This is a genomic window from Streptomyces sp. CA-210063 (assembly GCF_024612015.1).
Lineage (GTDB): Bacteria > Actinomycetota > Actinomycetes > Streptomycetales > Streptomycetaceae > Streptomyces.
The window spans coordinates 9,897,062-9,919,025 of record NZ_CP102512.1 but is presented as its reverse complement, the minus strand read 5'-3'; the positions used below and the strand labels follow the sequence as shown (position 1 = coordinate 9,919,025).

Genomic DNA, 21,964 nt, shown 5'->3' with positions numbered 1-21,964 from the left:
GCATCCGGGTGCTCGATCCGCTCACTCGGCCCGGCATCCCGGACTACGGCACGTCCGTTTCTACGTTTGCGGTATGACCATCGGATTCTCATCCCGTACCTCCCGTGTGGCCCGCGTCGCCGTCTGCTGCTCCGCCGTCTGTACGCTCGCTGCCCTGGCCGTCGCGACGAACCCGGAGGGCGCCGGCCTCCCGTTCGGGACGGGCGCACAGGACGCCAAGGCCGGGCAGGAGCCGCCGTCGCTCTACCGGCCGGGGACACAGGCGCGGCCACGGGCCGGGGCGCCCCGCGTGCCCCGGGACGTCTCCGCGGTGTCGTGGCTGGTGGCCGACGCCGGTACCGGCGAGGTGCTCGCCGCGCACAACGCGCACCGCAAACTGCCGCCGGCGAGCACGCTGAAGGCGCTGTTCGCGCTCACCGTGCTGCCGGGCCTGCCGGCGGGTCTGAGACACACCGTCGAGCGTGCGGAGCTGGCGGGCGTCGGCGCCGGAAGCAGTCTGGTCGGCGTGAAGGAGAACCGCACCTACCGGGTGGCCGACCTGTGGCGCGGTGTCTTCCTCAGCTCGGGCAACGACGCCGTACGCGTCCTGGCCGCCCTCAACGGCGGCTGGCGGGCCACTGCGGAGCAGATGCAGGACAAGGCCCGCTCCCTGGGCGCCCGGGACACCCGGGTCGTCTCGCCCGACGGCTACGACGCGCCCGGCCAGGTGTCGTCCGCGTACGACCTGGCGGTGTTCGGTCGGGCCGGGCTGCGCAACGCGGAGTTCGCCGCGTACTGCTCCACGGCCACGGCGAAGTTCCCGGCGGGTGGCTGGTCGTACGACATCCAGAACACCAACCGGCTGCTCACCGGCGCCGGTGTCGACCGCTACCCGGGGCTGATCGGCATCAAGAACGGCTACACCAGCAAGGCGGGCAACACCCTGATCGCCGCCGCGAAACGGGGCGGACGCACCCTCGTCGTCACGGTGATGCGGCCCCGGACGGGCGGCGGCCTCGCCGTCTACGAGGAGGCACGGTCGCTCCTCGACTGGGGTTTCCGTGCCGCCGGGCGCGTCGACGCCGTGGGCTCCCTCGTGCCGCCGCGCCCGGCGGCGGCTCCTCAGACCGGCCCCGAGTCACCGCCCGTCCTTGAGGAGAAGGAGGAAGTCACCGGTCCCGGCTGGCCGGCGGCGGGCGTGATCACGGGCGCGGCCGGACTCGGTGCGGCGGCCGTGGCACTGGCTCTGCGGCTCAAGAGCGGTCGGCTCGTCCGGGACTGACCGATCGGCAGCCACAGCAGCAGGCCGAGCGTGATCCACACATAGGTGTTGCTGCCGACGAAGCCGCCGATGCCGGACGCGTCGTCGAACCACAGCCAGACGACGCTGCTGCACAGCGCCGCGTAGAGCGTCGCCGCGAGCGGCAGCAGCCGGCGGTGTCTCAGCAGCACGGCGAAGGACGGCAGCAGCCAGACCAGATGGTGCACCCAGGTGATCGGGCTGACCAGGCACGCGGTCAGCCCGGTGAGAGCGAACGCGGCGGTCCAGTCCTCGGCGCGAGCCGCCGTACGCACCCGCCACGCCCACACGCACAGCACCCCGAGCACGAGCAACGCCCACACGGCGCGGCTCGGTTCGTGCGGTGCCACGAGCCGGGCCAGGACGCCTTGCAGCGACTGGTTGGAGACGTAGTCGAGACGGCCGATGCGGCTGGTGTCCCACAGGGCCTCGGTCCAGTAGAAGCGTGAGGCGGACGGGGCGATCCAGGCCGCCGCCGCGGTGGCGGCCGCGGCGACGGCGGTCGCGAGCCCGGCGGCCCGCCACCGCCGGGCGAGGAGCAGCATCCCGATGAAGATCGCGGGCGTCAGCTTGATCGCCGCCGCCAGACCGATGCCCACGCCCGCCCAGCGCGCCCGGCCGGTGGACAGCAGCCACGCGTCCGTGAGCACGAGAGCGAGCAGCAGAAGGTTGACCTGGCCGAAGCTGAAGGTGTCCCGCAGCGGTTCGAACAGGGCGAGCGCGCAGAGGACGAGGGAGGTGCCGAACCAGCCGTAGCGGCGCAGACGCGGCCCGGCCAGCACGCACAGGACGGCCGCGAGCGCCGCCAGGTTCAGTCCCAGGCACAGCACGATCGCCGTGCGCAGCCCGACCAGCGCCATCGGCAGCATGGCGACGGCCGCGAACGGCGGATAGGTGAAGCCGTAGGTGGTGCCGGGCACCAGGTAGTCGTAGATACGGCCGTCGTGGTGGACCCAGGTGTCGATGGTGCCGTGGTAGACGCGCAGGTCGAACCAGTCGCGCAGGAGCGGCACGGTCGCGGTGAACACGGTGACGGTGACGGCCAGGCCGAGGACGAACAGGATCCGGGCGCGGTCGGTGCGCAGCGCGAACCGCCGGTGACGCGGTTCGCTCATGCCGTCCGCTCCAGGACCGGCGCCTGAGCGGCCTGATGGGCCTGCCACAGCACGACCACCGCGAGGACTCCCCCGCACACCGCCAGGGCTATCTGCTCGGTGTCCGCCGGGTAGCCGCTCGGCAGGACGGCGAGCGCGAGCACCCCGCTGGCGGCCGCGATCCGGCGCTGCACGGAGTCGTTCCGCGCGGCGGCGGCGATGAGGAACAGACCCCACAGGGCGTACCAGGGACGGATCGCCGGGCCCAGCACGGCGACGACGGCCAGGCTGAGACCCAGCGCGTACACCGGTCCGGGTCTCAACCGGAGCCATATGAACAGGACGAGGGCCAGGGTCACCAGGAGTCCGGCGGCGCGCCAGGCCGGGAGCGCGAGGGGGGCGAGGTCGCTGCCCAGGTCGTGGAGCAGGGTGCCGGTGGCGCGGCCGAGGACGCTGGTGAGCGACCAGTTCTGCGGGGACACCGGGGTGCGCAGGGCGGCGATCCACCCGTATCCCGTGCCGGCCAGGGTGGTCGCGGCGGCCGTGGTGGCCGAGGCGACGGCCAGCGTGGCCGCCGTCGTCCGTATCCATCCGGTACGGCCGCGCATCACGATCAGCGCCAGCAGGCCGAGCGCGGCGGGGGCCTTGACCAGCGCGGCGAGCGTCACGAGGACGACACCGAGGAGATACCAGCGGCCCCGCGCGGCCACCAGCCCGACCCCCAGCAGACCCAGCATCATCGCGTCGTTGTGGGCCCCGGCCACCAGGTGCAGGAGCACGAGCGGGTTGAGCGCGCCGAGCCAGAGGGCGACGGCCGGGTCGGCCCCACTGTGCCGGGCGAGGCGGGGCAGCGCCACGGCCATCAGGGCCACACCGAGGAGGGCGATCATGCGCATGCCGATGAGTCCGGCCGGTATCCGTCCTTCGGTGAGACCGGAGAGCCCGGAGGCCATGGCGAGGAAGACCGGCCCGTACGGCGTCGCCGTGTGCCGCCACATCGGTGCCACCTCGTCGGCGAGCGGTCCGCCGAGCCGGGCGGGCCCGTGCACATAGACGTCGATGTGCGCGTCGACCATGGCGCCCTGGGCGAGGTAGCTGTACACGTCCCGGCTGAACAGCGGCGGCGCGAGCAGCAGGGGGGCCGCCCAGACGGCCAGCACGAGGAGCAGGGCGCGCGGTGTCGGGGGTTCGGGGCCGCGTATCACCTTCCCCAGCAGCGCCCAGGCGGCTATCAGCAGGACGACGCCGAAGTAAACACCGACCAACCCCAGCGCACCGCGTCCGGATGTCGGCGAGAGCAGATCCTGGACCGGCAGGGCGCCGGCGGTCTCACCTCCCAGGGCGAGGAAAGCGGATCCGGCCAGGCCAAGGGCCTGGCAGCGGCGGAGGTCGACGGGAAAAGCGATGGCCAACACTCGGTCAGCGTGTCAACGCCGGGTGGCGGGGAGGCGACGTGGCGCCTTCCTGCCGGGTACCAGGACGTGACCATGAGCGAACCCGCCGCCGGTCGGCGCCACGGGTTCGATGGCGGCGACGGTCGTGCCGACGGCCCGTCAGAAGATCGACAATCCTGTCAGAAGATCGACAGTCCCGTCAGGGTCGTGAATCGGGTCAGTGCCGCCACGCCCGCCACCGAGTTGCCCCGTTCGTCCAGGCCCGGACTCCACACGCACAGCGTGCAGCGGCCCGGTACGACGGCGATGATGCCGCCGCCCACACCGCTCTTGCCGGGGAGGCCCACGCGGTAGGCGAAGTCGCCGGCCGCGTCGTACGTCCCGCAGGTGAGCATCACCGCGTTGACCTGCTTCGCCTGACTCCGGGTCAGCAGGCGGGTCCCGTCGGCGCGGACACCGTGGCGGGCCAGGAAGGTGGTGGCGAGGGCGAGATCCGCGCAGGACGCGGTGAGGGAGCACTGCCGGAAGTACTGGTCCAGCAGGGCCGGCACCGGGTTGTCGATGTTGCCGTACGACGCCATGAAGTGGGCGAGCGCCGCGTTGCGATCGCCGTGCGCCGACTCGGAGGCGGCGATCTGGGCGTCGAAGTCCAGTTCCGGGTTGCCGCTCTCCGAGCGGAGGAAGGACAACAGCTCGCCCGCCGCGTCGCCGGTACGGGTGTGCAGGCGATCGGTGACGACGAGGGCACCCGCGTTGATGAACGGGTTGCGCGGGATGCCGGCCTCGTACTCCAGCTGGACCAGGGAGTTGAAGGGGTTGCCCGAGGGCTCGCGGCCCACGTGCTCCCAGAGGGCGTCGCCCTCCCGCGCCAGGTCGAGGGCGAGGGTGAAGACCTTGGTGATGGACTGCGTGGAGAACGGCTCCCGCCAGTCCCCCACGCCGTACACCGTGCCGTCGAGTTCCGCGACGGCCATGCCGAAGCTGCGCGGATCGCAGGCCGCGAGCGCCGGGATGTAGTCGGCGGGCCGGCCCCGGCCCGGGGTCCGTTCGATCTCCTCGGCGATGCGTTCCAGGACCGGCTGGAAGGTGAGGGACGACGTCGTTGTCATGATCACCATTGTGCCTCCGTGCCGGTCCTGGCGCGTCGCCGCAGGTCAGGAGAGGGCCAGGTCGGGGATGTGTCAGCCCTGGGGTGCGTCAGGCGAGGGGTGCGCTGCCCGCGAGCACCTCGGGCCTCAGCAGCTCCCGGAGCCGTTCGGCGGGCAACAGGCCCTTCTCCTGGACGAGTTCGGCCACGCCCCGGCCGGTGGCGAGGGCCTCCTTGGCGATGTCGGTGGCCGCCGTGTACCCGATGTGCGGGTTGAGGGCGGTCACCAGGCCGATGGAGTTCTCCACGGCCGCGCGCAGCTCCTCCTCGTTGGCGGTGATGCCGTCGACGCAGCGCTCGGCGAGGGTGAGGCAGGCGGCGCGCAGGTGGGTGATGGACTCGGACAGGGAGTGCAGGATGATCGGTTCGAAGGCGTTCAGCTGGAGCTGTCCGGCCTCGGCCGCCATCGTGATCGTGACGTCGTTGCCGATCACCTCGAAGGCGACCTGGTTGACGACCTCGGGGATCACCGGGTTGACCTTGCCGGGCATGATGCTCGAACCCGCCTGCACGGGCGGGAGGTTGATCTCGTTGAGGCCCGCGCGCGGCCCGGAGGAGAGCAGCCGCAGGTCGTTGCAGCTCTTGGAGAGCTTGACGGCGACGCGCTTGAGGACGCCCGACATCTGGACGAACGCGCCGCAGTCCTGGGTGGCTTCGACCAGGTTGGCGGCGGTGACCAGCGGCAGCCCCGTGATCGCCGCGAGGTGGCGGCGGGCCGACTCGGCGTATCCGGCGGGTGCGTTGAGGCCGGTGCCGATGGCGGTGGCGCCCAGGTTGATCTCATGGATCAGCTCGACGGCCTCGTCGAGACGGCTCCGGTCCTCGTCGATCATGACGGCGAACGCGGAGAACTCCTGACCGAGCGTCATGGGAACCGCGTCCTGCAACTGCGTACGGCCCATCTTGAGGACCTCGCGGAACTCGACGGCCTTACGGGCGAACGAGTCCTGAAGCACCGCCATCGCCTTGAGCAGTCCCTGCACCGCGAAGACCGTCGCGATCTTGACGGCGGTCGGGTAGACGTCGTTGGTGGACTGGCCGAGGTTGACGTCCTCGTTGGGGTGCAGGTACTCGTACTGCCCCTTGGCGTGGCCCAGCAGCTCCAACGCCCGGTTGGCGACGACCTCATTGGCGTTCATGTTGGTGGAGGTGCCGGCGCCGCCCTGGACGACGTCGACGACGAACTGGTCGTGCAGTTTGCCGTCGCGGATCTCCCGGCAGGCCTCGATGATCGCGGCGGCCTTCTCGGGGGCGAGCAGACCGAGTTCCTCGTTGGCGCGGGCGGCGGCCTCCTTGACGGCGGCCAGGGCGTCGATGAGATGGGGGTAGGCGGAGATCGGGGTGCCCGTGATGGGGAAGTTCTCCCTGGCGCGCAGGGTGTGGACGCCCCAGTACGCGTCGGCGGGGACGTCACGGTCTCCGAGCAGATCGTGTTCGCTGCGGGTGGCTGCGGCGGCGGTCATGGCGGGGTGGGCCTTTCTTCGTAGGGTGCGGGTGGGCGAACGGGGCGTACGACGTCTGCGGCGGGTCCTTTTTCGCCCCCGCCGCCCCTACCCGTCCCATCCCAGGGGCTGCGCCCCTTCGACCCGCAAGGGGTGCGTTTTCGGGTGCGGGTGGGTGGGGGGCTGGTCGCGCAGTTCCCCGCGCCCCTGAAAAGCAGGGGCTGCGCCCCTGACTTTTCGGCCCGCAGGGCCGTCGTCTTTCAGGCCCGCAGGGCCTGGTCTTTCAGGGGCGCGGGGAACTGCGCGACCAGCCCCCCACTCACCCGCACCCGCCGAACCACCCCACCGCCCGAGCTCTCACGCGTAGCGGGGTCGAAGGGGCAGCGCCCCTGGGGATGGGACGGGTAGGGGCGACGGGGGCGGAAATGCGCCGGAACGACTACTGGCGCGGCAGTGGATCCAGTGCGCGGACCGGGCGGATCCGGCCGACCTCGCGGCCGCCCCCCAGGAGGGCCTCGCCCGCGAAGGCGGCGAGCGCCTCGGGGGCGACCCCCGCCCGTGCGAGCGCCGCCGCAGTCACCGGCACCCGGGCCCGGTTCGCCCCGTCCGCGATCTTGACGGCGACGGCCCGGCCGTCCGGGAGCGCGGCGACCTGGACGCCCTCGAAGCCGTCCTTGGTGAGCAGCCCGGGCACGGCCCGCATCAGCTCGGCCACATCACGCCCGGCGCCGGACGCCAGCTCGACGTGGTCGCGCATCGCGTCGGCGACCGTGCGCTCGGGGGTGCCCTCGGCGGCGGTGGTGATCCGGGCGAGGGCGCGGGCCAGGCCGTGCAGGGAGACGGAGAAGAGAGGGGCGCCGCAGCCGTCGACGGTCACCCGGGCGATGGCCTGCCCGGTGAGGTCCTCCACGATCTCGGCGATGGCCTGCTGCAACGGGTGCGCCGGGTCGAGGTAGTTCTCCAGGGACCAGCCGTTGAGCCGGCAGGTGTAGAGCATGGCCGCGTGCTTGCCGGAACAGTTCTGCGCGAGCCGCGAGGGCTGTCGGCCCTCACGTATCCACTGGTCCCGCACCGCCGGGTCGTACGGCAGGTCGGTGACGTTGCGCAGATCGTCCTCGGTGGCCCCGGCCAGCTCCAGGATCTGCCGGGCTCCGGCGAGGTGGCGTTCCTCGCCGGAGTGGCTGGCCGCGGTCAGGGACAGCAGTTCGCCGTCCAGGGGCAGTCCGGCGCGCAGCATCGCCACGGCCTGGACCGGCTTGAGCGCCGACCGGGGGTAGAACGCCGCCTCGATGTCGCCGAGTTGGAGTTCCACCTCCCCGTCGGCCCTCAGCACCACGACGGAGCCGTAGTGGATGCCCTCGATGACACCTCCGCGTACGAGGTGGGCGACGGGGGCGTGGAGCGGTTCCCGGATCGCGGGGGCCGCGGCCACCGGAGCCGCAGGGATCGCCGCGGCGCCGGTGGTCGTGGGGTCGTACATCACTGCCTGGTTCACTTCTTCGCTCCGGCCGACTGCTGGGCGACCCGGCGTCGTACGCCGAACCACCCCGCGATCAGCGCCAATACGATCAGGGGGAGGCACAGCACGGTCGTCCGGCCGGCGCCGCCGTCCGCGTACATCAGGACCAGGACCGACGCCAGGAAGAACAGCGTCACCAGCTCGGTCCACGGGGAGCCGGGCAGCCGGTAGCTCGGCCGGGTCAGCTCGCCCTTCTCGGTCTTCTGCCAGAACACCAGGTGACAGATCATGATCATGCCCCAGGTGCAGATGATGCCGATCGCGGCGAAGTTGAGCACGATCTCGAACGCCTCGGCCGGGACCACGAAGTTGAGCCCGACGCCCAGCACACAGATACCGCTGGTGAGCAGGATGCCGCCGTAGGGGACCTGGCTGCGGCTCATCACGCCGGTGAACTTCGGGGCGGAGCCCGCCATCGACATGGAGCGCAGGATGCGGCCGGTGGAGTACAGGCCCGAGTTGAGCGAGGACATGGCCGCGGTCATCACGACCAGGTTCATGATGCCGCCGGCCGCCGGGATGCCGATGTTGGAGAGCACGGTGACGAAGGGACTCTCGCCGGCCTTGTACGAGGACCAGGGCAGCAGCATCGCCAGCAGAAGGACGGAGCCGACGTAGAACAGACCGACGCGCCACATGATCGAGTTGATCGCCTTGGGCATGATCTTCTCGGGGTTCTCGGTCTCACCGGCGGCGACGCCGACCAGCTCGACGGAGGCGTAGGCGAAGACGACGCCCTGGATGATCAGCAGCATGGGCAGCAGGCCGTTGGGAAAGATGCCGCCGTTGTCGGTGATCAGGGACGGGCCGGGGGTGTGGCCGTCGACGGGCTGCTGGGTGACCAGCAGGAAGATGCCGATCAGCATGAAGATGACGAGTGCGCTGACCTTGATGATCGCGAACCAGAACTCCAGTTCGCCGAACATCTTCACCGAGATCAGGTTCACGGCGAGGACGATCCCGAGCGCGATGAGCGCGATCACCCACTGCGGGATGTCGGAGAACATGCCCCAGTAGTGGGTGTAGAGGGCGACCGCGGTGATGTCGGCGATACCGGTGGTGGCCCAGTTCAGGAAGTACATCCAGCCGGCCGTGTACGCGCCCTTCTCGCCGAGGAACTCCCGGGCGTAGGACACGAAGGCTCCGGACGAGGGCCGGTAGAGGACCAGTTCGCCGAGGGCGCGGACGACGAGGAAGGCGAAGAGTCCGCAGACCGCGTACGCGATGAAGAGGGACGGGCCGGCGTCGACGAGACGGCCGCCGGCGCCGAGGAAGAGGCCGGTGCCGATCGCGCCGCCGATGGCGATCATGTTGACGTGGCGGGACTTCAGGGACTTGCTGTAGCCGGCGTCTCCGGCGTCGACGTGACCGGAGGGTTGCCCGGCCCGTACGGCGTCGTCTACGGCGTCTTTTTCGAGGGACTGCTCGCTCACGCCTCGGGTCCGCCTTCCGTGGAGCTTTCCGTGCGGGGGGAACGCACGATGTCGGTGAGGGTGGTCTCGACGCGGTCGAGGTGGTGGGACATGGCCTCCACCGCGTCGTGTTCGGAACCGTCGATCAGCGCCTCGACGATGGCCCGGTGCTCGCGGTTGGACTGCTCGCGACGGCCGCCCAGTTCGTTGAGGAAGGCCGACTGGCGGGCCAGCGCGTCCCGGATCTCCTCGATCACCCGGCGGAACACCGGGTTCTGGGCGGCCTCGGCCACCGCCAGATGGAAGAGCGTGTCCATCGCGACCCAGGCGGTGGTGTCGGTCTCCCGCTCCATCCGGTCCAGCAGATGCGCCAGATGGTCCAGGTTCTCCGGGGTGCGGCGCACCGCCGCGTACCCGGCGACCGGGATCTCCACATGTCGGCGCACTTCGAGCAGGTCGCTCGCCGCGTAGTCGCCGAAGGTGGGGTCCTCGACGGCGTTCGCGATCACGAAGGTGCCCTTGCCGGTGCGGGACTGGGTCAGGCCCATCACCTGGAGAGCGCGCAGCGCCTCACGGAGCACCGGACGGCTCACTTCGAGCTGCCGGCAGAGCTCCGCCTCCGAGGGAAGCTTGTCCCCGATGGCGTACGTGCCGCGCTCGATGGCGTCGCGGAGGTGGGTGAGCACCGCTTCCATGGCGCTGACGCGCCGGGGTGCCGAGCCACCTGTCTGGCTGTCTGACAGGTTCACGGGGGTGATCCTGCGGGTGACAGGAGGGGGCTGTCAAGGGGCCGCGGATTGGATCTTCCAGGTCACGGGCGGTTGTGGATCAGCGCCGCGTCACGCATCGGTGGCGCGGACGGAGCGCCGTCAGCTGAGTCCGCCCGCGCCGAGCAGTCCGAAGAGGAGCACCCCGACGACGATCCGGTAGGACACGAACACATTGAGCGAGTGCCTGGTCACGAACTTCAGCAGCCAGGCGACGGAAGCGTACGCGACCGCGAACGAGACGGTGGTGCCGGCGATCAGCGGGGCCGCGCCCACCCCCGCGCCGAGGGCGTCCTTGAGTTCGTACAGGCCGGCGCCCGTGAGGGCCGGGATGCCGAGGAAGAAGGAGAGCCGGGTGGCCGCGACCCGGTCGAGGTCGAGCAGCAGCGCGGTGGACATGGTGGCGCCGGAGCGGGAGAAGCCGGGGAAGAGCAGGGCGAGGATCTGGGAACCGCCGACCAGCATCGCGTCCCGGAACCGGGTGTCGCCCTCCGCGCGCCTGCGCCGGCCCACCTGCTCCGCGACCCACATCACACCGCTGCCGACGATCAGCGATCCGGCCACCACCCACAGCGAGGCGAGCGGCCCCTCGATGAGCGACCGGGCGGCTGCCCCCACGACCACGATCGGGATCGTCGCGGCGATCACCCACCACGCGAACCGGTAGTCGCGGTCCTGCCGTTCCTTCGCGTCGAACAGTCCACGGAACCAGGCGGAGCCGATCCGCGCGATGTCGTTGCGGAAGTACACGAGCACCGCGGCGATCGCACCCACCTGGATGACCGCCGAGAACCCGACGACGGCCTTGTCCTCGACCTGGATCCCCATGAGCCCCTCGGTGATCTTCAGATGACCGGTGGAGGACACCGGCAGGAACTCCGTCACTCCCTCCACCGCTCCGAGGACGACGGCCTGACCGACGGTGATGGTGCTCATGGGGTCCAGTTCTGCTCGGCGACGGCATGCGGAAGGAACATGAGGGAGGAACACGAGGGAGGAATTCGTACTACGGGCGGGTAAGGACCCCGCCTGCGGCCGGGCAGGCGCCCCCGCCTACGACCAGAGGGCCTCCGCGAGCGCCACCCCCACGAAGACCGCGCCCAGCCCCGCCACCACGCTCGCGATCACGTTGGCGGCGGCGTGGAAGCGGGCGCCGTCCTGGGCGAGACGCAGAGTCTCGTACGAGAAGGTCGAGTACGTGGTGAGCGCCCCGCACAGTCCGGTGCCGAGCAGAAGATGCAGGTGGGAGGTGGCTGCGCCGGCCGTGACAGCGCCGGTGAGGACGCCGAGGACCAGGGATCCGGCGACGTTGACGGTGAACGTGCCCCACGGGAAGACCGTGTCGTGGCGGGACTGCACGGCCCGGTCGGTGAGATAGCGCAGGGGCGCGCCGAGCATTCCGCCGACGATGACGAGCACCCAGTTCACGACGACCTCTTACCTTTCTCACGCGTTTCGGTGGGGCCGGTCTGCCGCGTTGGCGTCGGCCCGGTCCGCTGTGTGTGGGTCGGCCCGGTCCGCAGGGTCAGTCGTGCCGTCGTCGCCGCGAGCCAGACCGCCGCGAGGGCGGCGAGGAGGGTCGCGGCGAGATAGGCGAGGGCGGTGGCCGGGCGGCCCTGCTCCATGAGGCGCTGGATGTCGACGGCGTACGTCGAGAACGTGGTGAAGCCGCCGAGCACCCCGGTGCCGAAGAAGGGGCGGACCAGGCGGTGGACCGCCCATCTCTCCGTGATCAGGACCATGAAGAGGCCGATCACGAAGCAGCCGACGACGTTCACCCAGAACGTGGTCCAGGGGAAGCCGGCGGTCCCCACGGGCCAGAGCAGGGAGGCGCCGTAGCGGGCCGTCGCCCCGATGCCGCCGCCGATGGCGACGACCGCGATCACGGGCGCCTGGCCGTGCCAGGGAGCGGGCCGCGGCGGGTCGGCGACCGGTGCGTCGGGGGAATGAAGGGCTTCGGGTCCGTCCGGGTGCGGGACTGGCATGCGCGTACGTCTCCTACTCGCCGGGGCCCGGACGACTGCCGGGCGCGCTCCGTCGCAAGCAGGGACCGTTGGCGGCGTCGATGCCGCGGTTCGGGTACGGCGGGCCCCACCGCCGCGCCGCGAGGGGGATCGCGGCTGGTCGACAGCGTAGCGCGGCCGCCGTCCGTGCCGTACTGGGCCGGTGGCGAGCGTGGACTCGCCGCGGCCGGGCTTCGCCGGTACCGGGCCCCGGCCAGGCGCAGCCGTCTTTCGCCTCTGACCGACTCCGGCCATCGCTCAGCAGGCCTTCCCCGGCCCACACAGGAGCATGCGGCCGTGACCGGCGGCCTCGCGGCGCTCGGTGGATGCCCTCGCAGCGCGGCGCAACGCCCCGTGGCCTGGCTCGGCCCCGACGCGGACCGTGGGCCGGGCCTGGGCCTGGGCCTGCGCCTGGGGGCTGGGGCCGGCGCGACGCCGACCCTGGGCCTCGGCCCTGCCCGACCCGGGCCGCTCAGCCCGCCTTTCCCGGCAGCTCGCACACTGCGACTGCCCACTCCCACCGGCTCCCCGGGATCAGTCGGCCCGGCGACGCAGGCGCTGGTGACCCTGCGGAAGCGGAGCGGTGGTCGTGAGTCCGCCCTGCCCCCACGTCCGTCATGTCCACCTCCCGGTCGTCCGCCCGCTGCCCGCGGTGGTCCATCCCGGCAGAGGGCCGGGCCGCCCCTCGTGACCTCGGGTTACGGTGGCCGCCACCGACCAGGGAGACCGCCGTGCCCGCTCGCCCCAGCCTGCTGTACGTCACCGACCTCGCCTACCCGGCCCGTGGGCGGCGCTACTGCGACGAGGACATCTTTCTCACCTCCCGGCTGCGCGCGGACTTCGACATCGCCCTGTGCCACCCGCTGGACGCCACGGCCCTGATGGACGGTTTCGACGCCGTCGTGGTCCGCAACAGCGGACCCGTCCTGCACTATCAGCAGGAGTACGACACCTTCCGCGAGCGGGCGACGGCACTCGGCATCCCCGTCTACAACCCGCTGACCGGCCGCGCCGACATGGTCGGCAAGCAGTACCTGCTGGACCTCGCCGGGGCCGGGTACCCGGTGATACCCACGGTCGACCGACCCGAGGACCTGGAACGGCTGCCCGAGACCGCCTCGTACGCGGTCAAGCCGAAGGCGGGCGCCGACTCCATCGGCCTGCGCTTCGTGACCAGGGCCGAACTCGCGGGCCTGACCTGGGGTGATGTCCTCGTCCAGCCGCGCGTCGACTTCCGTTACGAGGTGTCCTTCTCCTACGTCGACGACATGTTCCAGTACGCGCTGTACGCGCCCGATCCCGACCGGCGCTGGGTTCTGGAGCCCTACGAGGCCACGGAGGCCGACCTCGACTTCGCCCGGAAGTTCGTCAACTGGAACACGCTGGACCAGGGGATCCAGAGGGTGGACGCGTGCCGCACCCCAGCAGGTGACCTGCTCCTGGTCGAACTGGAGGACCTCAACCCCTACCTCTCCCTGGACCGCGTGCCCGAGTCGGTCCAGGACGCGTTCGTCACCGCGATGGCGGACTCATTGCACCGTTTCCTGGGCACGGTCGGCCGGCCCTGAGCGGCCGGAGGGCCCGTACGCCGAGGCGTACGGGCCCTCCTTCACTCACCCATCGGTCACAGGCGACCGGTCGGCTAGCGGTGGCTGAACCACGCCATCGCCGGAAGCGCCCTGTCGTCGTAGCCGAACAGCGCCTGGTTCTCCCAGCCGTTGCCGGAGGACGAGTCCGTCGGGTCCCAGCCGTTGCCGGTGCGGGCGGTCCAGGTGGACTCCCAGTAGAAGATTCCGAGGCCGCGGCCGTTCGGGACGGCCTCGACGATGCTCGCGATGTCCTTCATCCAGCGGGTCTGACCGGCGGTCGTGGCCGGATAGCCGGACACGAGTTCGCTGCTCAGGTCGATGATGTTCTCGTGCGAGTCCTCGCTGTCGAGGCGGAAGGGGTAGGCCGTCTCGGCGACGAAGACCGGCTTGCCGTAGCGGGACGCCGCGTCGTCCAGGGTCGTCTGGAAGTCGGCGAGCGTGCCGTGCCAGTAGCCGTAGTACGACAGGCCGATGACGTCGAACTTCACGCCGTTGGACACCGCGCTGTCGAACCACCAGCGCGTGCCGGACAGGTCACCGCCCTTGGCGAGGTGCAGCGCCACCTGGGTGGAGGAGTTGACGTCCTTGACCGCGTCGTAGCCGGAGTTGAGCAGACCGGCGAGCTGCGACCAGTTGGAGGTGGAGCCCGCGTTCCACAGCATGCCGCCGTTGATCTCGTTGCCGACCTGGACCATGTCGGCGGTGGTGCCCTGAGCCTTGAGGGCGTTGAGGACGTCGTGGGTGTGGTTGTAGACGTCCGTCCTCAGCTGGCTGTAGCTGTGCCCGGTCCACGGGGACGGCACGGTCTGTGCGCCCGGGTCGGCCCAGGTGTCCGAGTAGTGGAAGTCCACCAGCAGCTTCATGCCCTGCGCCTTGATGCGCTTGGCGGCGGCGAGCACACGCGTCTTGTTGTTGTAGCCGTCGGCGGGGTTCACCCAGACCTTGACGCGCGCGTAGTTCTGACCGGCGCCCTTGAGGATGGCGAGCGCGTCGCCGGTGGTGCCGGAGCTGTTCTTGTAGACGCCGCCGAGGGCCTCGCTCTTGATGAGCGACGACACGTCGGAGCCCTTGATGGACAGGCCCGTCGTACCGGACGCGAAGGTCAGGTCGTCGACGTTGATCCAGTTACCGGCGTTCGCGTCGGAGTTGATGCTGATGGTGCACTGGTTGTTCGTCACCGCGATGGAGGTGACGATCCGGATCCAGCCGCTGGAGGAGACCGGGATGTCGGTGCGCTGCTCGGCGCTGCCGCAGTTCTTCAGCGCGATGTACGCGGAGTTCTGGCCACCGCCGGAACGCACCCACGCGGTGAGCTTGTAGTTCCCGTTGGTCAGCCCGGACAGGTACTGGTACGTCTCCACCTTGTAGGCCGAGGCCGCGTAGTGGGAGAGACGGTAACTGCCGCCGTGGCCACCGGACTCGGTGAAGGAGGCGGAGTTCTGCCCGGCCGCCGAGTACGTCGACCAGCCGGCCGGCGTCGCGGTCCCGGTGCCGTCGGACTCGAAGCCCCCGTTGGTGAGTGTGGAGGCGGCGGATGCCGAGGTGGCGGGCAGGGTGGTGAGCGCCAGGCCTGCGAACAGCGGTATCAGCAGGGCCCTGAGGGCGCGTCTCGCGTGGAACATCGTCGTCCCTTCGACGAAGGTGGGGATCTGGTTGCACAGGTGCTGTGGCGGCGCCGCACCCGAAGGCCGTGGGCGCGACGCCGCCGTGACCGACCGGATGTCCCCAGAGATCCGGCCGGTGTTCGGGGGTGATCAGGCGTCGAGTCGTACGACCCTGACGCCGCCGGCGGGTACGACGAGGCGGCTCGCCGCGCGTTCGCCGGTCAGGAGCTCGGTGCCGTCCGTGTCGAGCGGCACCTTCGCGTCGAGCGCGGTGTGGTTGATCGCGAAGAGGAAGTCGCCCGACTCCCCCGTCCGGCGGACCACTTCGATGTCGCGCGGCAGATCGGCGCGCGGCGCGATGCCCGCGTCGTCGGCGGCCCAGCCGAGGAGCGCGTCAAGACCGGCCGGGTCCAAGCGGGTCGAGACGTACCAGGCGGAGCCCTCGCCGAGCCGGTGCCGGGTGACGGCGGGCCGGTCGGCGGTGAGTCCGTCGGCGTAGGTCCACACGGTCTCGGCGCCGCGCGGCACCACGAACTCGGTCCACACGTCACCGGTCAGCTCGGAGCCGTCGGGCCCGGTGATCCGGACGCTCTCCCCGCCGAGCAGCGGCGAGAACTCCTCGACGGTCAGGCCGAGTACGTCCCGCAGAGCACCGGGGTACGGGCCCTCGTGGACGGCGTCGTGCTCGTCGACGATCCCGGAGAAGTACGAGACGACGAGGGTGCCGCCGTTGTCGACGTACGCCTTGAGGTTGTTCCCCGCCGCTTCCGTCATCAGGTACAGCGCGGGTACGACGACAAGGGGATAGGCCGACAAGTCGGCTTCCGGGTGGGCGAAGTCGACCGTGAGGTGGCGGTCGTAGAGGGCCTCGTAGAAGGCGTCGGCGCGTTCGCGGGCCTCGTGGTCCTCGCTGGGGCGCCAGGCGAGGTTCTGCGCCCACCAGGACTGCCAGTCCCACAGGACGGCCACGTCGGCGACGGTCCGGCTGCCGCGGATCTGGCTGAGCGAGTCCAGGGAGGCACCGAGTTCGACGACCTCGCGCCAGACCCGGGAGTCGGTCCCGGCCTGCGGCAGCATCGCCGAGTGGAACTTCTCGGCGCCGCGCCGGGACTGCCGCCACTGGAAGAACATGGCGCCGTCGGAGCCGCGGGCCACATGGGCGAGGGAGTTGCGGGCCATCTGGCCGGGGGCCTTGGCGGGGTTGCGGGCCTGCCAGTTGACGCCCGAGGTGGAGTGCTCCAGGAGCAGCCAGGGGGCGCCGGCGCCGACCGAGCGGGTGATGTCGGCGGCCATCGCGAGGTTCACATGGGTGCGGCGGCCGTCGGTGATCAGGTAGTGGTCGTTGGTGACGAGGTCGACCTCGCGGCCCCAGGCCCAGTAGTCGATGGAGTCGCACTGGCTGAGCGCGGTCATGAAGTTGGTGGTGACCGGGATGCCGGGCGCCAGGCGGTGCAGGATGTCCCGCTCGGCGACGAAGTTCTCGCGGATGGTCTCGTCGGCGAACCGCTTGTAGTCGAGCGCCTGGCCGGGGTTGCCGACCGTGGGTGCCACGCGGGGTGGGTTGATCTGCGCGAAGTCGGTGTAGCGCTGCCCCCAGAAGGCGGTGCCCCAGGCCTCGTTGACCGCCTCGACCGTGCCGTACGTGCGCTCCAGCCAGCGGCGGAAGTGCGCGGCGCAGGAGTCGCAGTAGCAGGCGGAGACGGGGACGCCGTACTCGTTGTGCACGTGCCACAGGGCGAGCGCCGGGTGGTCGGCGTAGCGCTCGGCGAGCTTGGTCGTGATGTTCGCGGCGGCGGCCCGGTAGTCGGCGTTGCTGTGGCAGATGGCGCCGCGTGAGCCGAACTCGTAGCGGGTGCCGTCGGCGGCCACGGGCAGCGCCTCGGGGTGCTCGCGGTAGAACCACACGGGCGGTACGACGGTGGGGGTGCCGAGGTCGGCGCGGATGCCGTTCTCGTGCAGCAGGTCGAGCAGACGGTCGAGCCAGGCGAAGTCGTACACCCCGCGCTCGGTCTCCAGCAGAGCCCAGGAGAAGATGCCGACACTCACCATCGTGACGCCGGCCTCGCGCATCAGCCGGACGTCCTCGTGCCAGACGGTTTCCGGCCACTGCTCCGGGTTGTAGTCCCCACCGAAGGCGAGCCTGGTGAGGCCCGTGGGGGTGGTCTCCGGCATGGATCTCTCCCGTTTGGTCGATCATTTGGGAACGTGCACACACGGTGGCAGCGGTGCGAGCCCAACATAACCGCACAGCAACAACCATTGACAAGTGTCCGGGATGTTTCTCTACTGTGAACGCTCACAGAAGCATGGCACGGTCTTCGCGTCAGACGAGGACCCAGGTCAGGGGAGAAAGATCCATGCCCAACATCACGAAGCACCGGCGATTTGTGGCCACTGCCGTCGCCGTCGCGCTCGGCGCCACCACACTTGCCGCCTGTGGCGGGTCCGAGGACGACAGCGAGGCCCAGTCGGGGCCGGCGAAGCTGACGTACTGGACCTGGACGCCGGGCATGGACAAGGTCGTGGACCTGTGGAACAAGGGTCCCGGCAAGGAGCAGCAGATCACCGTCACGGTGAAGAAGCAGGCCTCCGGCGACACCCTCGTCACCAAGATCCTCACCGCGCACAAGGCGGGCAAGGGCCCGGACCTGGTGCAGGCCGAGTACCAGGCGCTGCCGACGCTGGTCAGCAATGACGCGGTCGCCGACATCGCGGACGAGGCGGGCGACGCGAAGAGCAAGTTCGCCGACGGTGTCTGGCAGCAGACCACGCTGGGCTCGGACGCCGTCTACGCGATCCCGCAGGACATCGGGCCGATGATGTTCTACTACCGCGAGGACCTGTTCAAGAAGTACGACCTGACCGTTCCGAAGACCTGGGACGAGTTCGCCGAGACCGCGCGGAAGCTGAAGAAGGAAGACTCCGACGTCGACCTCACCACCTTCTCCGCGGCCGATTCCGGTCTCTTCGCCGGTCTCGCCCAGCAGGCGGGCGCCCAGTGGTGGACCACCGAGGGTCAGAAGTGGAAGGTCGGCATCGACGACGAGGCGACGCAGAAGGTCGCCGACTTCTGGGGCGGCCTGGTCAAGGAGGGCGCCGTCGACAACCAGCCGATGTACACCCCGGCCTGGAACAAGGCGATCAACACCGGCAAGCAGATCGCCTGGGTCAGCGCCGTGTGGGCGCCGGGCACGCTGACCACCGCCGCGCCCGACACCGCAGGCAAGTGGAAGGTGGCGCCGCTGCCGCAGTGGTCGTCGTCGGAGAACACCACCGGCAGCTGGGGCGGCTCGTCGACCGCCGTGACCACGGACTCGAAGAACAAGGGTGCCGCCGCGAAGTTCGCCGCCTGGCTGAACACGGACCCTCAGGCGCTGACCGCGCTGGCGAAGGAGGGCGGCATCTACCCGGCCGCCACGACCGCGCAGACCAGTGACGCGTTCGCCGAGCCGCCGGCCTTCTTCTCCAACCAGGCCGACTTCTACACCACGGCCTCCGAGATCGCGAAGACCACGGCGCCCTCCGCGTGGGGCCCGAACGTGAACGTCGCGTACACCAGCTTCAAGGACGCGTTCGGCGCCGCCGCCAAGAACAAGTCGGACTTCGGTGCCGCCCTGAAGACCATGCAGGACGACACGGTCGCCGACATGAAGAAGCAGGGCTTCGAGGTCGCGGAGTGACGACGGCACGCCGGAGGCCGTACGGGGTCAAGGGGGCCCCGTACGCCTTCCTCCTCCCCGCGACGGTCCTCTTCGCCCTGTTCTTCGCGCTGCCCATCGGCTACGCGGTCTGGCTCAGCCTGCACAAGGTGCAGGTCAAGGGCCTGGGCCTCGGCTCGGGCGCGCGCAGCGAGGTGTGGGCGGGCTTCGAGAACTACGCCGACGCCCTGACCGACTCCGAACTGCTGGACGGCGCGCTGCGCGTGCTCGGCTACGGCGCGATCGTGGTCCCGGTCATGCTCGGTCTGGCGCTGGTCTTCGCCCTGATGCTGGACAGCGACAAGGTGCGGCTGGCCCCCTTCACCCGGCTGGCGATCTTCCTGCCGTACGCCGTCCCGGGCGTCGTGGCGGCCCTGCTCTGGGGCTTCCTCTACCTCCCGGACGTCAGCCCCTTCTACTTCGTGCTGGAGAAGCTGGGGCTCCCGCAGCCGGACCTGCTGGACGGCGGCGGTCTGTACGCGGCCCTTTCGAACATCGCGATCTGGGGCGGCACCGGCTTCAACATGATCGTCATCTACACCTCGCTGCAGGCGATCCCCGCCGAGGTGTACGAGGCGGCGAAGCTGGACGGCGCGACCCCGCTGCAGACCGCCCTGAAGATCAAGATCCCGATGGTGGCGCCCTCGCTCGTGCTGACCTTCTTCTTCTCGATCATCGCCACGCTCCAGGTGTTCAGCGAGCCGACCACCCTCAAGCCCCTCACCAACTCGGTCTCCACCACATGGAGTCCGCTGATGAAGGTGCACCGGGACGCGTTCGGCGAGGGCGACATCTACTCGGCGGCCGCCGGCGCGGTGATCATCGCCGTGGCCACCCTGGTCCTCTCCTTCGGCTTCCTCAGGGCCGCGAACTCCCGTACCAAGCAGGAGGCAGCACGATGAGTTCTCTTGCCGTCCGCAAGGCCGCCCCGGCGGCCGGCACCACGCCCGGCACCGCCCAGGGCCCGCCGCTGCGCCGCCGGATCGCGCTCGTCCCGACGCTCACCCTGCTGCTGGGCGCGATCTACTGTCTGCTGCCCGTGGCGTGGGTGCTGATCGCGGCCACGAAGTCGGGCAGCGAGCTGTTCTCGACGTTCACGTTCCTGCCGGGCAGCGGCTTCGCGGACAACCTGTCCGACCTGAACGCCTACCGCGACGGCATCTACTGGCAGTGGATGGGCAACTCCGCCCTGTACGCCGGTCTCGGCGCCCTCCTGTCGACGGCCGTCTCCGCCATCAGCGGCTACGCGCTGGCGATCTACCGCTTCAAGGGCCGCGAGACCGTCTTCAACGTCCTGATGGCGGGCGTGCTGATGCCGCCGGTGATCCTCGCGATCCCGCAGTACCTGCTGATGGCGAAGGCGGACCTGGCGGACAGCTACTGGTCGGTGCTGCTGCCGCTGGTCCTCTCCCCGTACGGCGTGTATCTCTCCCGGATCTACGCCGCTGCCGCCGTGCCCTCCGACGTGGTCGAGGCCGGGCGGATGGACGGGGCGAGCGAGTGGCGGATCTTCACGCGGATCGCGCTGCCGATGATGGTGCCGGGTCTGGTGACGGTCTTCCTGTTCCAGTTCGTGGCCGTCTGGAACAACTTCCTGCTGCCGTACATCATGCTCAGCGACGACGAGAAGTTCCCGATCACGCTGGGCCTGTTCACGCTTCTCGAGCAGGGCGCGAACACTCCGGCGCTCTACACCCTGGTGATCACGGGTGCGCTGCTCGCGGTGATCCCGCTGATCGCGCTCTTCCTGGTCATCCAGCGGTTCTGGAGCCTCGACCTGCTCTCCGGGGCCGTAAAGTCATGACCATGAGCAGCACGGGGGGCCGGCGCAGGCCGCCGACCATTCACGATGTGGCGCGCGAGGCGGGAGTCTCCCGGGGCACCGTCTCACGCGTGCTCAACGGCGGTCACTACGTCAGCCCGACGGCCGCCGAGGCGGTCAACGCCGCGATCCGCAAGACGGGTTATGTCGTCAACCGGCACGCGCGGTCGCTGATCACCGGCCGCTCGGACTCCATCGGCTTCCTGTTGACCGAGCCGCAGGAGAAGCTCTTCGAGGACCCCAACTTCAATGTCCTGCTGCGGAGTTGCACCCAGGCGCTGGCCGCGCACGACATCCCGCTGCTGCTGATGCTGGCCGGCACGGAGGACGAGCGGCGCCGGATCACGCGGTACATCACGGCGGGCCACGTCGACGGCGTGCTGCTGGTGTCCAGCCACTCCGCGGATCCGGTCGCCGAGGAACTGCGCGAGGCGGGGGTGCCCCTCGTCCAGTGCGGCAAACCCATGGGCCGGGGCTCCAAGGTGAGTTATGTGGCCGCGGACGACCGGGACGGGGCCCGTGACATGGTGCGCCATCTGCTGTCGCTGGGCCGCCGTCGCATCGGTGTCGTGACCGGCCCGCTGGACAGCCCGGGTGGTGTCGACCGCCTCGCCGGCTACAAGGAGGTGCTCACGGAGGCGGGCGTCGAGATCGACGAGCGCCTCATCACCTCCGGTGACTACAGCCGGGCCAGTGGCGAGGCGGGCGCCGAACGGCTGCTGGAGCGGGCCCCGGACATGGACGCCGTGTTCGTGGCCTCCGACCTGATGGCGCAGGGCGCCCTGACGGCGCTGCGCCGGGCGGGCCGCCGGGTCCCCGAGGACGTGTCCGTGGGCGGCTTCGACGACTCCGCCGCGGCGACGGAGTCCACCCCCGCCCTCACCACGATCCGCCAGCCCTACGACCGCATCAGCAACGAGATGGTGCGAGTGCTGCTGGCCCAGATCGGCGGCGAGGACCCGGCGGCGGTGATCCTCCCGACGGAGCTGGTACGGCGCGAGTCGACCTGACACCCTCGAACGGCGCCGGCGTAATGACCCGGGGTGTCCGGTCATCACCCGAACGGTCGTCCGAAGTTTCCGTCACGACCGGGGTCGGAGCGCCGCGCGAGGGTACTCGACGCGCACCGGTCCCGGATCGGGTTGGACACTGGAGTGCGGCCGGTGTGGGCCGGCGGACGAGACCAGGACGCGA

Annotated in this window: 17 protein-coding genes and 1 pseudogene; 6 read left to right on the top strand and 12 right to left on the bottom strand. The window is 70.5% G+C overall.

The features are described from left to right. The first annotated feature begins 73 nt into the window (after nucleotides 1-73). Nucleotides 74-1,261 carry a D-alanyl-D-alanine carboxypeptidase family protein gene (locus JIX56_RS43515; protein ID WP_257549424.1) on the top strand — a complete coding sequence of 396 codons (1,188 nt, stop codon included), beginning with the start codon at nucleotides 74-76 and terminating at the stop codon, nucleotides 1,259-1,261. Nucleotides 1,262-1,536: 275 nt separating this feature from the next. On the opposite strand, the pseudogene JIX56_RS43510 reads toward JIX56_RS43515, so the two are convergent. From JIX56_RS43510 to crcB (JIX56_RS43465), 10 genes and pseudogenes are all read right to left on the bottom strand, one after another. Next, a pseudogene (locus JIX56_RS43510) lies at nucleotides 1,537-2,139 on the bottom strand (glycosyltransferase 87 family protein); the annotation flags it as partial. A gap of 251 nt (nucleotides 2,140-2,390) precedes the next feature. Beyond that, a complete protein-coding gene (mptB, locus tag JIX56_RS43505) occupies nucleotides 2,391-3,779 on the bottom strand; it encodes a polyprenol phosphomannose-dependent alpha 1,6 mannosyltransferase MptB (RefSeq protein WP_257551454.1) in 1,389 nt (462 codons plus the stop codon). A 167-nt stretch (nucleotides 3,780-3,946) separates the two neighbouring features. Further along, complete coding sequence (locus JIX56_RS43500; RefSeq protein ID WP_257549422.1) at nucleotides 3,947-4,885, bottom strand: glutaminase; 939 nt, start codon at nucleotides 4,883-4,885, stop codon at nucleotides 3,947-3,949. 79 nt (nucleotides 4,886-4,964) lie between these two features. Further along, nucleotides 4,965-6,377 carry an aspartate ammonia-lyase gene (gene aspA / locus JIX56_RS43495; protein ID WP_257549420.1) on the bottom strand — a complete coding sequence of 471 codons (1,413 nt, stop codon included), beginning with the start codon at nucleotides 6,375-6,377 and terminating at the stop codon, nucleotides 4,965-4,967. A 418-nt stretch (nucleotides 6,378-6,795) separates the two neighbouring features. Further along, nucleotides 6,796-7,836 (bottom strand): asparaginase, encoded by a 1,041-nt coding sequence (locus tag JIX56_RS43490; RefSeq protein ID WP_257551453.1) that lies wholly within the window; start codon nucleotides 7,834-7,836, stop codon nucleotides 6,796-6,798. An 11-nt stretch (nucleotides 7,837-7,847) separates the two neighbouring features. Beyond that, a complete protein-coding gene (locus tag JIX56_RS43485) occupies nucleotides 7,848-9,308 on the bottom strand; it encodes an amino acid permease (RefSeq protein ID WP_257549418.1) in 1,461 nt (486 codons plus the stop codon). Further along, nucleotides 9,305-10,036, bottom strand: coding sequence for a FadR/GntR family transcriptional regulator (locus JIX56_RS43480; RefSeq protein ID WP_257549416.1), 732 nt, complete (start codon nucleotides 10,034-10,036; stop codon nucleotides 9,305-9,307). The genes JIX56_RS43485 and JIX56_RS43480 overlap by 4 nt, the downstream gene beginning before the upstream one ends. 120 nt (nucleotides 10,037-10,156) lie before the next feature. Further along, nucleotides 10,157-10,990 (bottom strand): undecaprenyl-diphosphate phosphatase, encoded by an 834-nt coding sequence (locus JIX56_RS43475; protein WP_257549414.1) that lies wholly within the window; start codon nucleotides 10,988-10,990, stop codon nucleotides 10,157-10,159. Between the two features lie 117 nt (nucleotides 10,991-11,107). Next, nucleotides 11,108-11,482: a fluoride efflux transporter CrcB gene (crcB, locus tag JIX56_RS43470; RefSeq protein ID WP_257549413.1), complete on the bottom strand. Its 375-nt coding sequence runs from the start codon at nucleotides 11,480-11,482 to the stop codon at nucleotides 11,108-11,110. Then, entirely contained in the window at nucleotides 11,479-12,039 is a 561-nt protein-coding gene (crcB, locus tag JIX56_RS43465) for a fluoride efflux transporter CrcB (protein ID WP_257549411.1), read from the bottom strand. Before crcB (JIX56_RS43465) ends, crcB (JIX56_RS43470) begins: the two co-directional genes overlap by 4 nt. 749 nt (nucleotides 12,040-12,788) lie before the next feature. Here crcB (JIX56_RS43465) and JIX56_RS43460 point away from each other — a divergent pair. Further along, nucleotides 12,789-13,625, top strand: a complete 837-nt coding sequence (locus JIX56_RS43460) for a hypothetical protein (protein ID WP_257549409.1) — start codon at nucleotides 12,789-12,791, stop codon at nucleotides 13,623-13,625. Nucleotides 13,626-13,699: 74 nt separating this feature from the next. On the opposite strand, the gene JIX56_RS43455 is transcribed toward JIX56_RS43460, so the two are convergent. Continuing rightward, nucleotides 13,700-15,268, bottom strand: a complete 1,569-nt coding sequence (locus JIX56_RS43455; protein ID WP_257549407.1) for a glycoside hydrolase family 53 protein — start codon at nucleotides 15,266-15,268, stop codon at nucleotides 13,700-13,702. 132 nt (nucleotides 15,269-15,400) lie between these two features. Beyond that, complete coding sequence (locus JIX56_RS43450; protein ID WP_257549405.1) at nucleotides 15,401-17,422, bottom strand: beta-galactosidase; 2,022 nt, start codon at nucleotides 17,420-17,422, stop codon at nucleotides 15,401-15,403. A gap of 185 nt (nucleotides 17,423-17,607) precedes the next feature. Between JIX56_RS43450 and JIX56_RS43445 the strand changes: the two genes are divergently transcribed. Genes JIX56_RS43445 through JIX56_RS43430 form a run of 4 tightly spaced genes read left to right on the top strand, consistent with a single transcriptional unit; the run spans nucleotide 17,608 to nucleotide 21,780 of the window. Further along, nucleotides 17,608-18,930, top strand: coding sequence for an extracellular solute-binding protein (locus JIX56_RS43445; protein ID WP_257549403.1), 1,323 nt, complete (start codon nucleotides 17,608-17,610; stop codon nucleotides 18,928-18,930). Next, nucleotides 18,927-19,850 carry a carbohydrate ABC transporter permease gene (locus tag JIX56_RS43440; RefSeq protein WP_257549401.1) on the top strand — a complete coding sequence of 308 codons (924 nt, stop codon included), beginning with the start codon at nucleotides 18,927-18,929 and terminating at the stop codon, nucleotides 19,848-19,850. Before JIX56_RS43445 ends, JIX56_RS43440 begins: the two co-directional genes overlap by 4 nt. Then, entirely contained in the window at nucleotides 19,847-20,752 is a 906-nt protein-coding gene (locus JIX56_RS43435; protein ID WP_257549399.1) for a carbohydrate ABC transporter permease, read from the top strand. Before JIX56_RS43440 ends, JIX56_RS43435 begins: the two co-directional genes overlap by 4 nt. Beyond that, complete coding sequence (locus JIX56_RS43430) at nucleotides 20,749-21,780, top strand: LacI family DNA-binding transcriptional regulator (protein WP_257549397.1); 1,032 nt, start codon at nucleotides 20,749-20,751, stop codon at nucleotides 21,778-21,780. Before JIX56_RS43435 ends, JIX56_RS43430 begins: the two co-directional genes overlap by 4 nt. Nucleotides 21,781-21,964 lie beyond the last annotated feature (184 nt).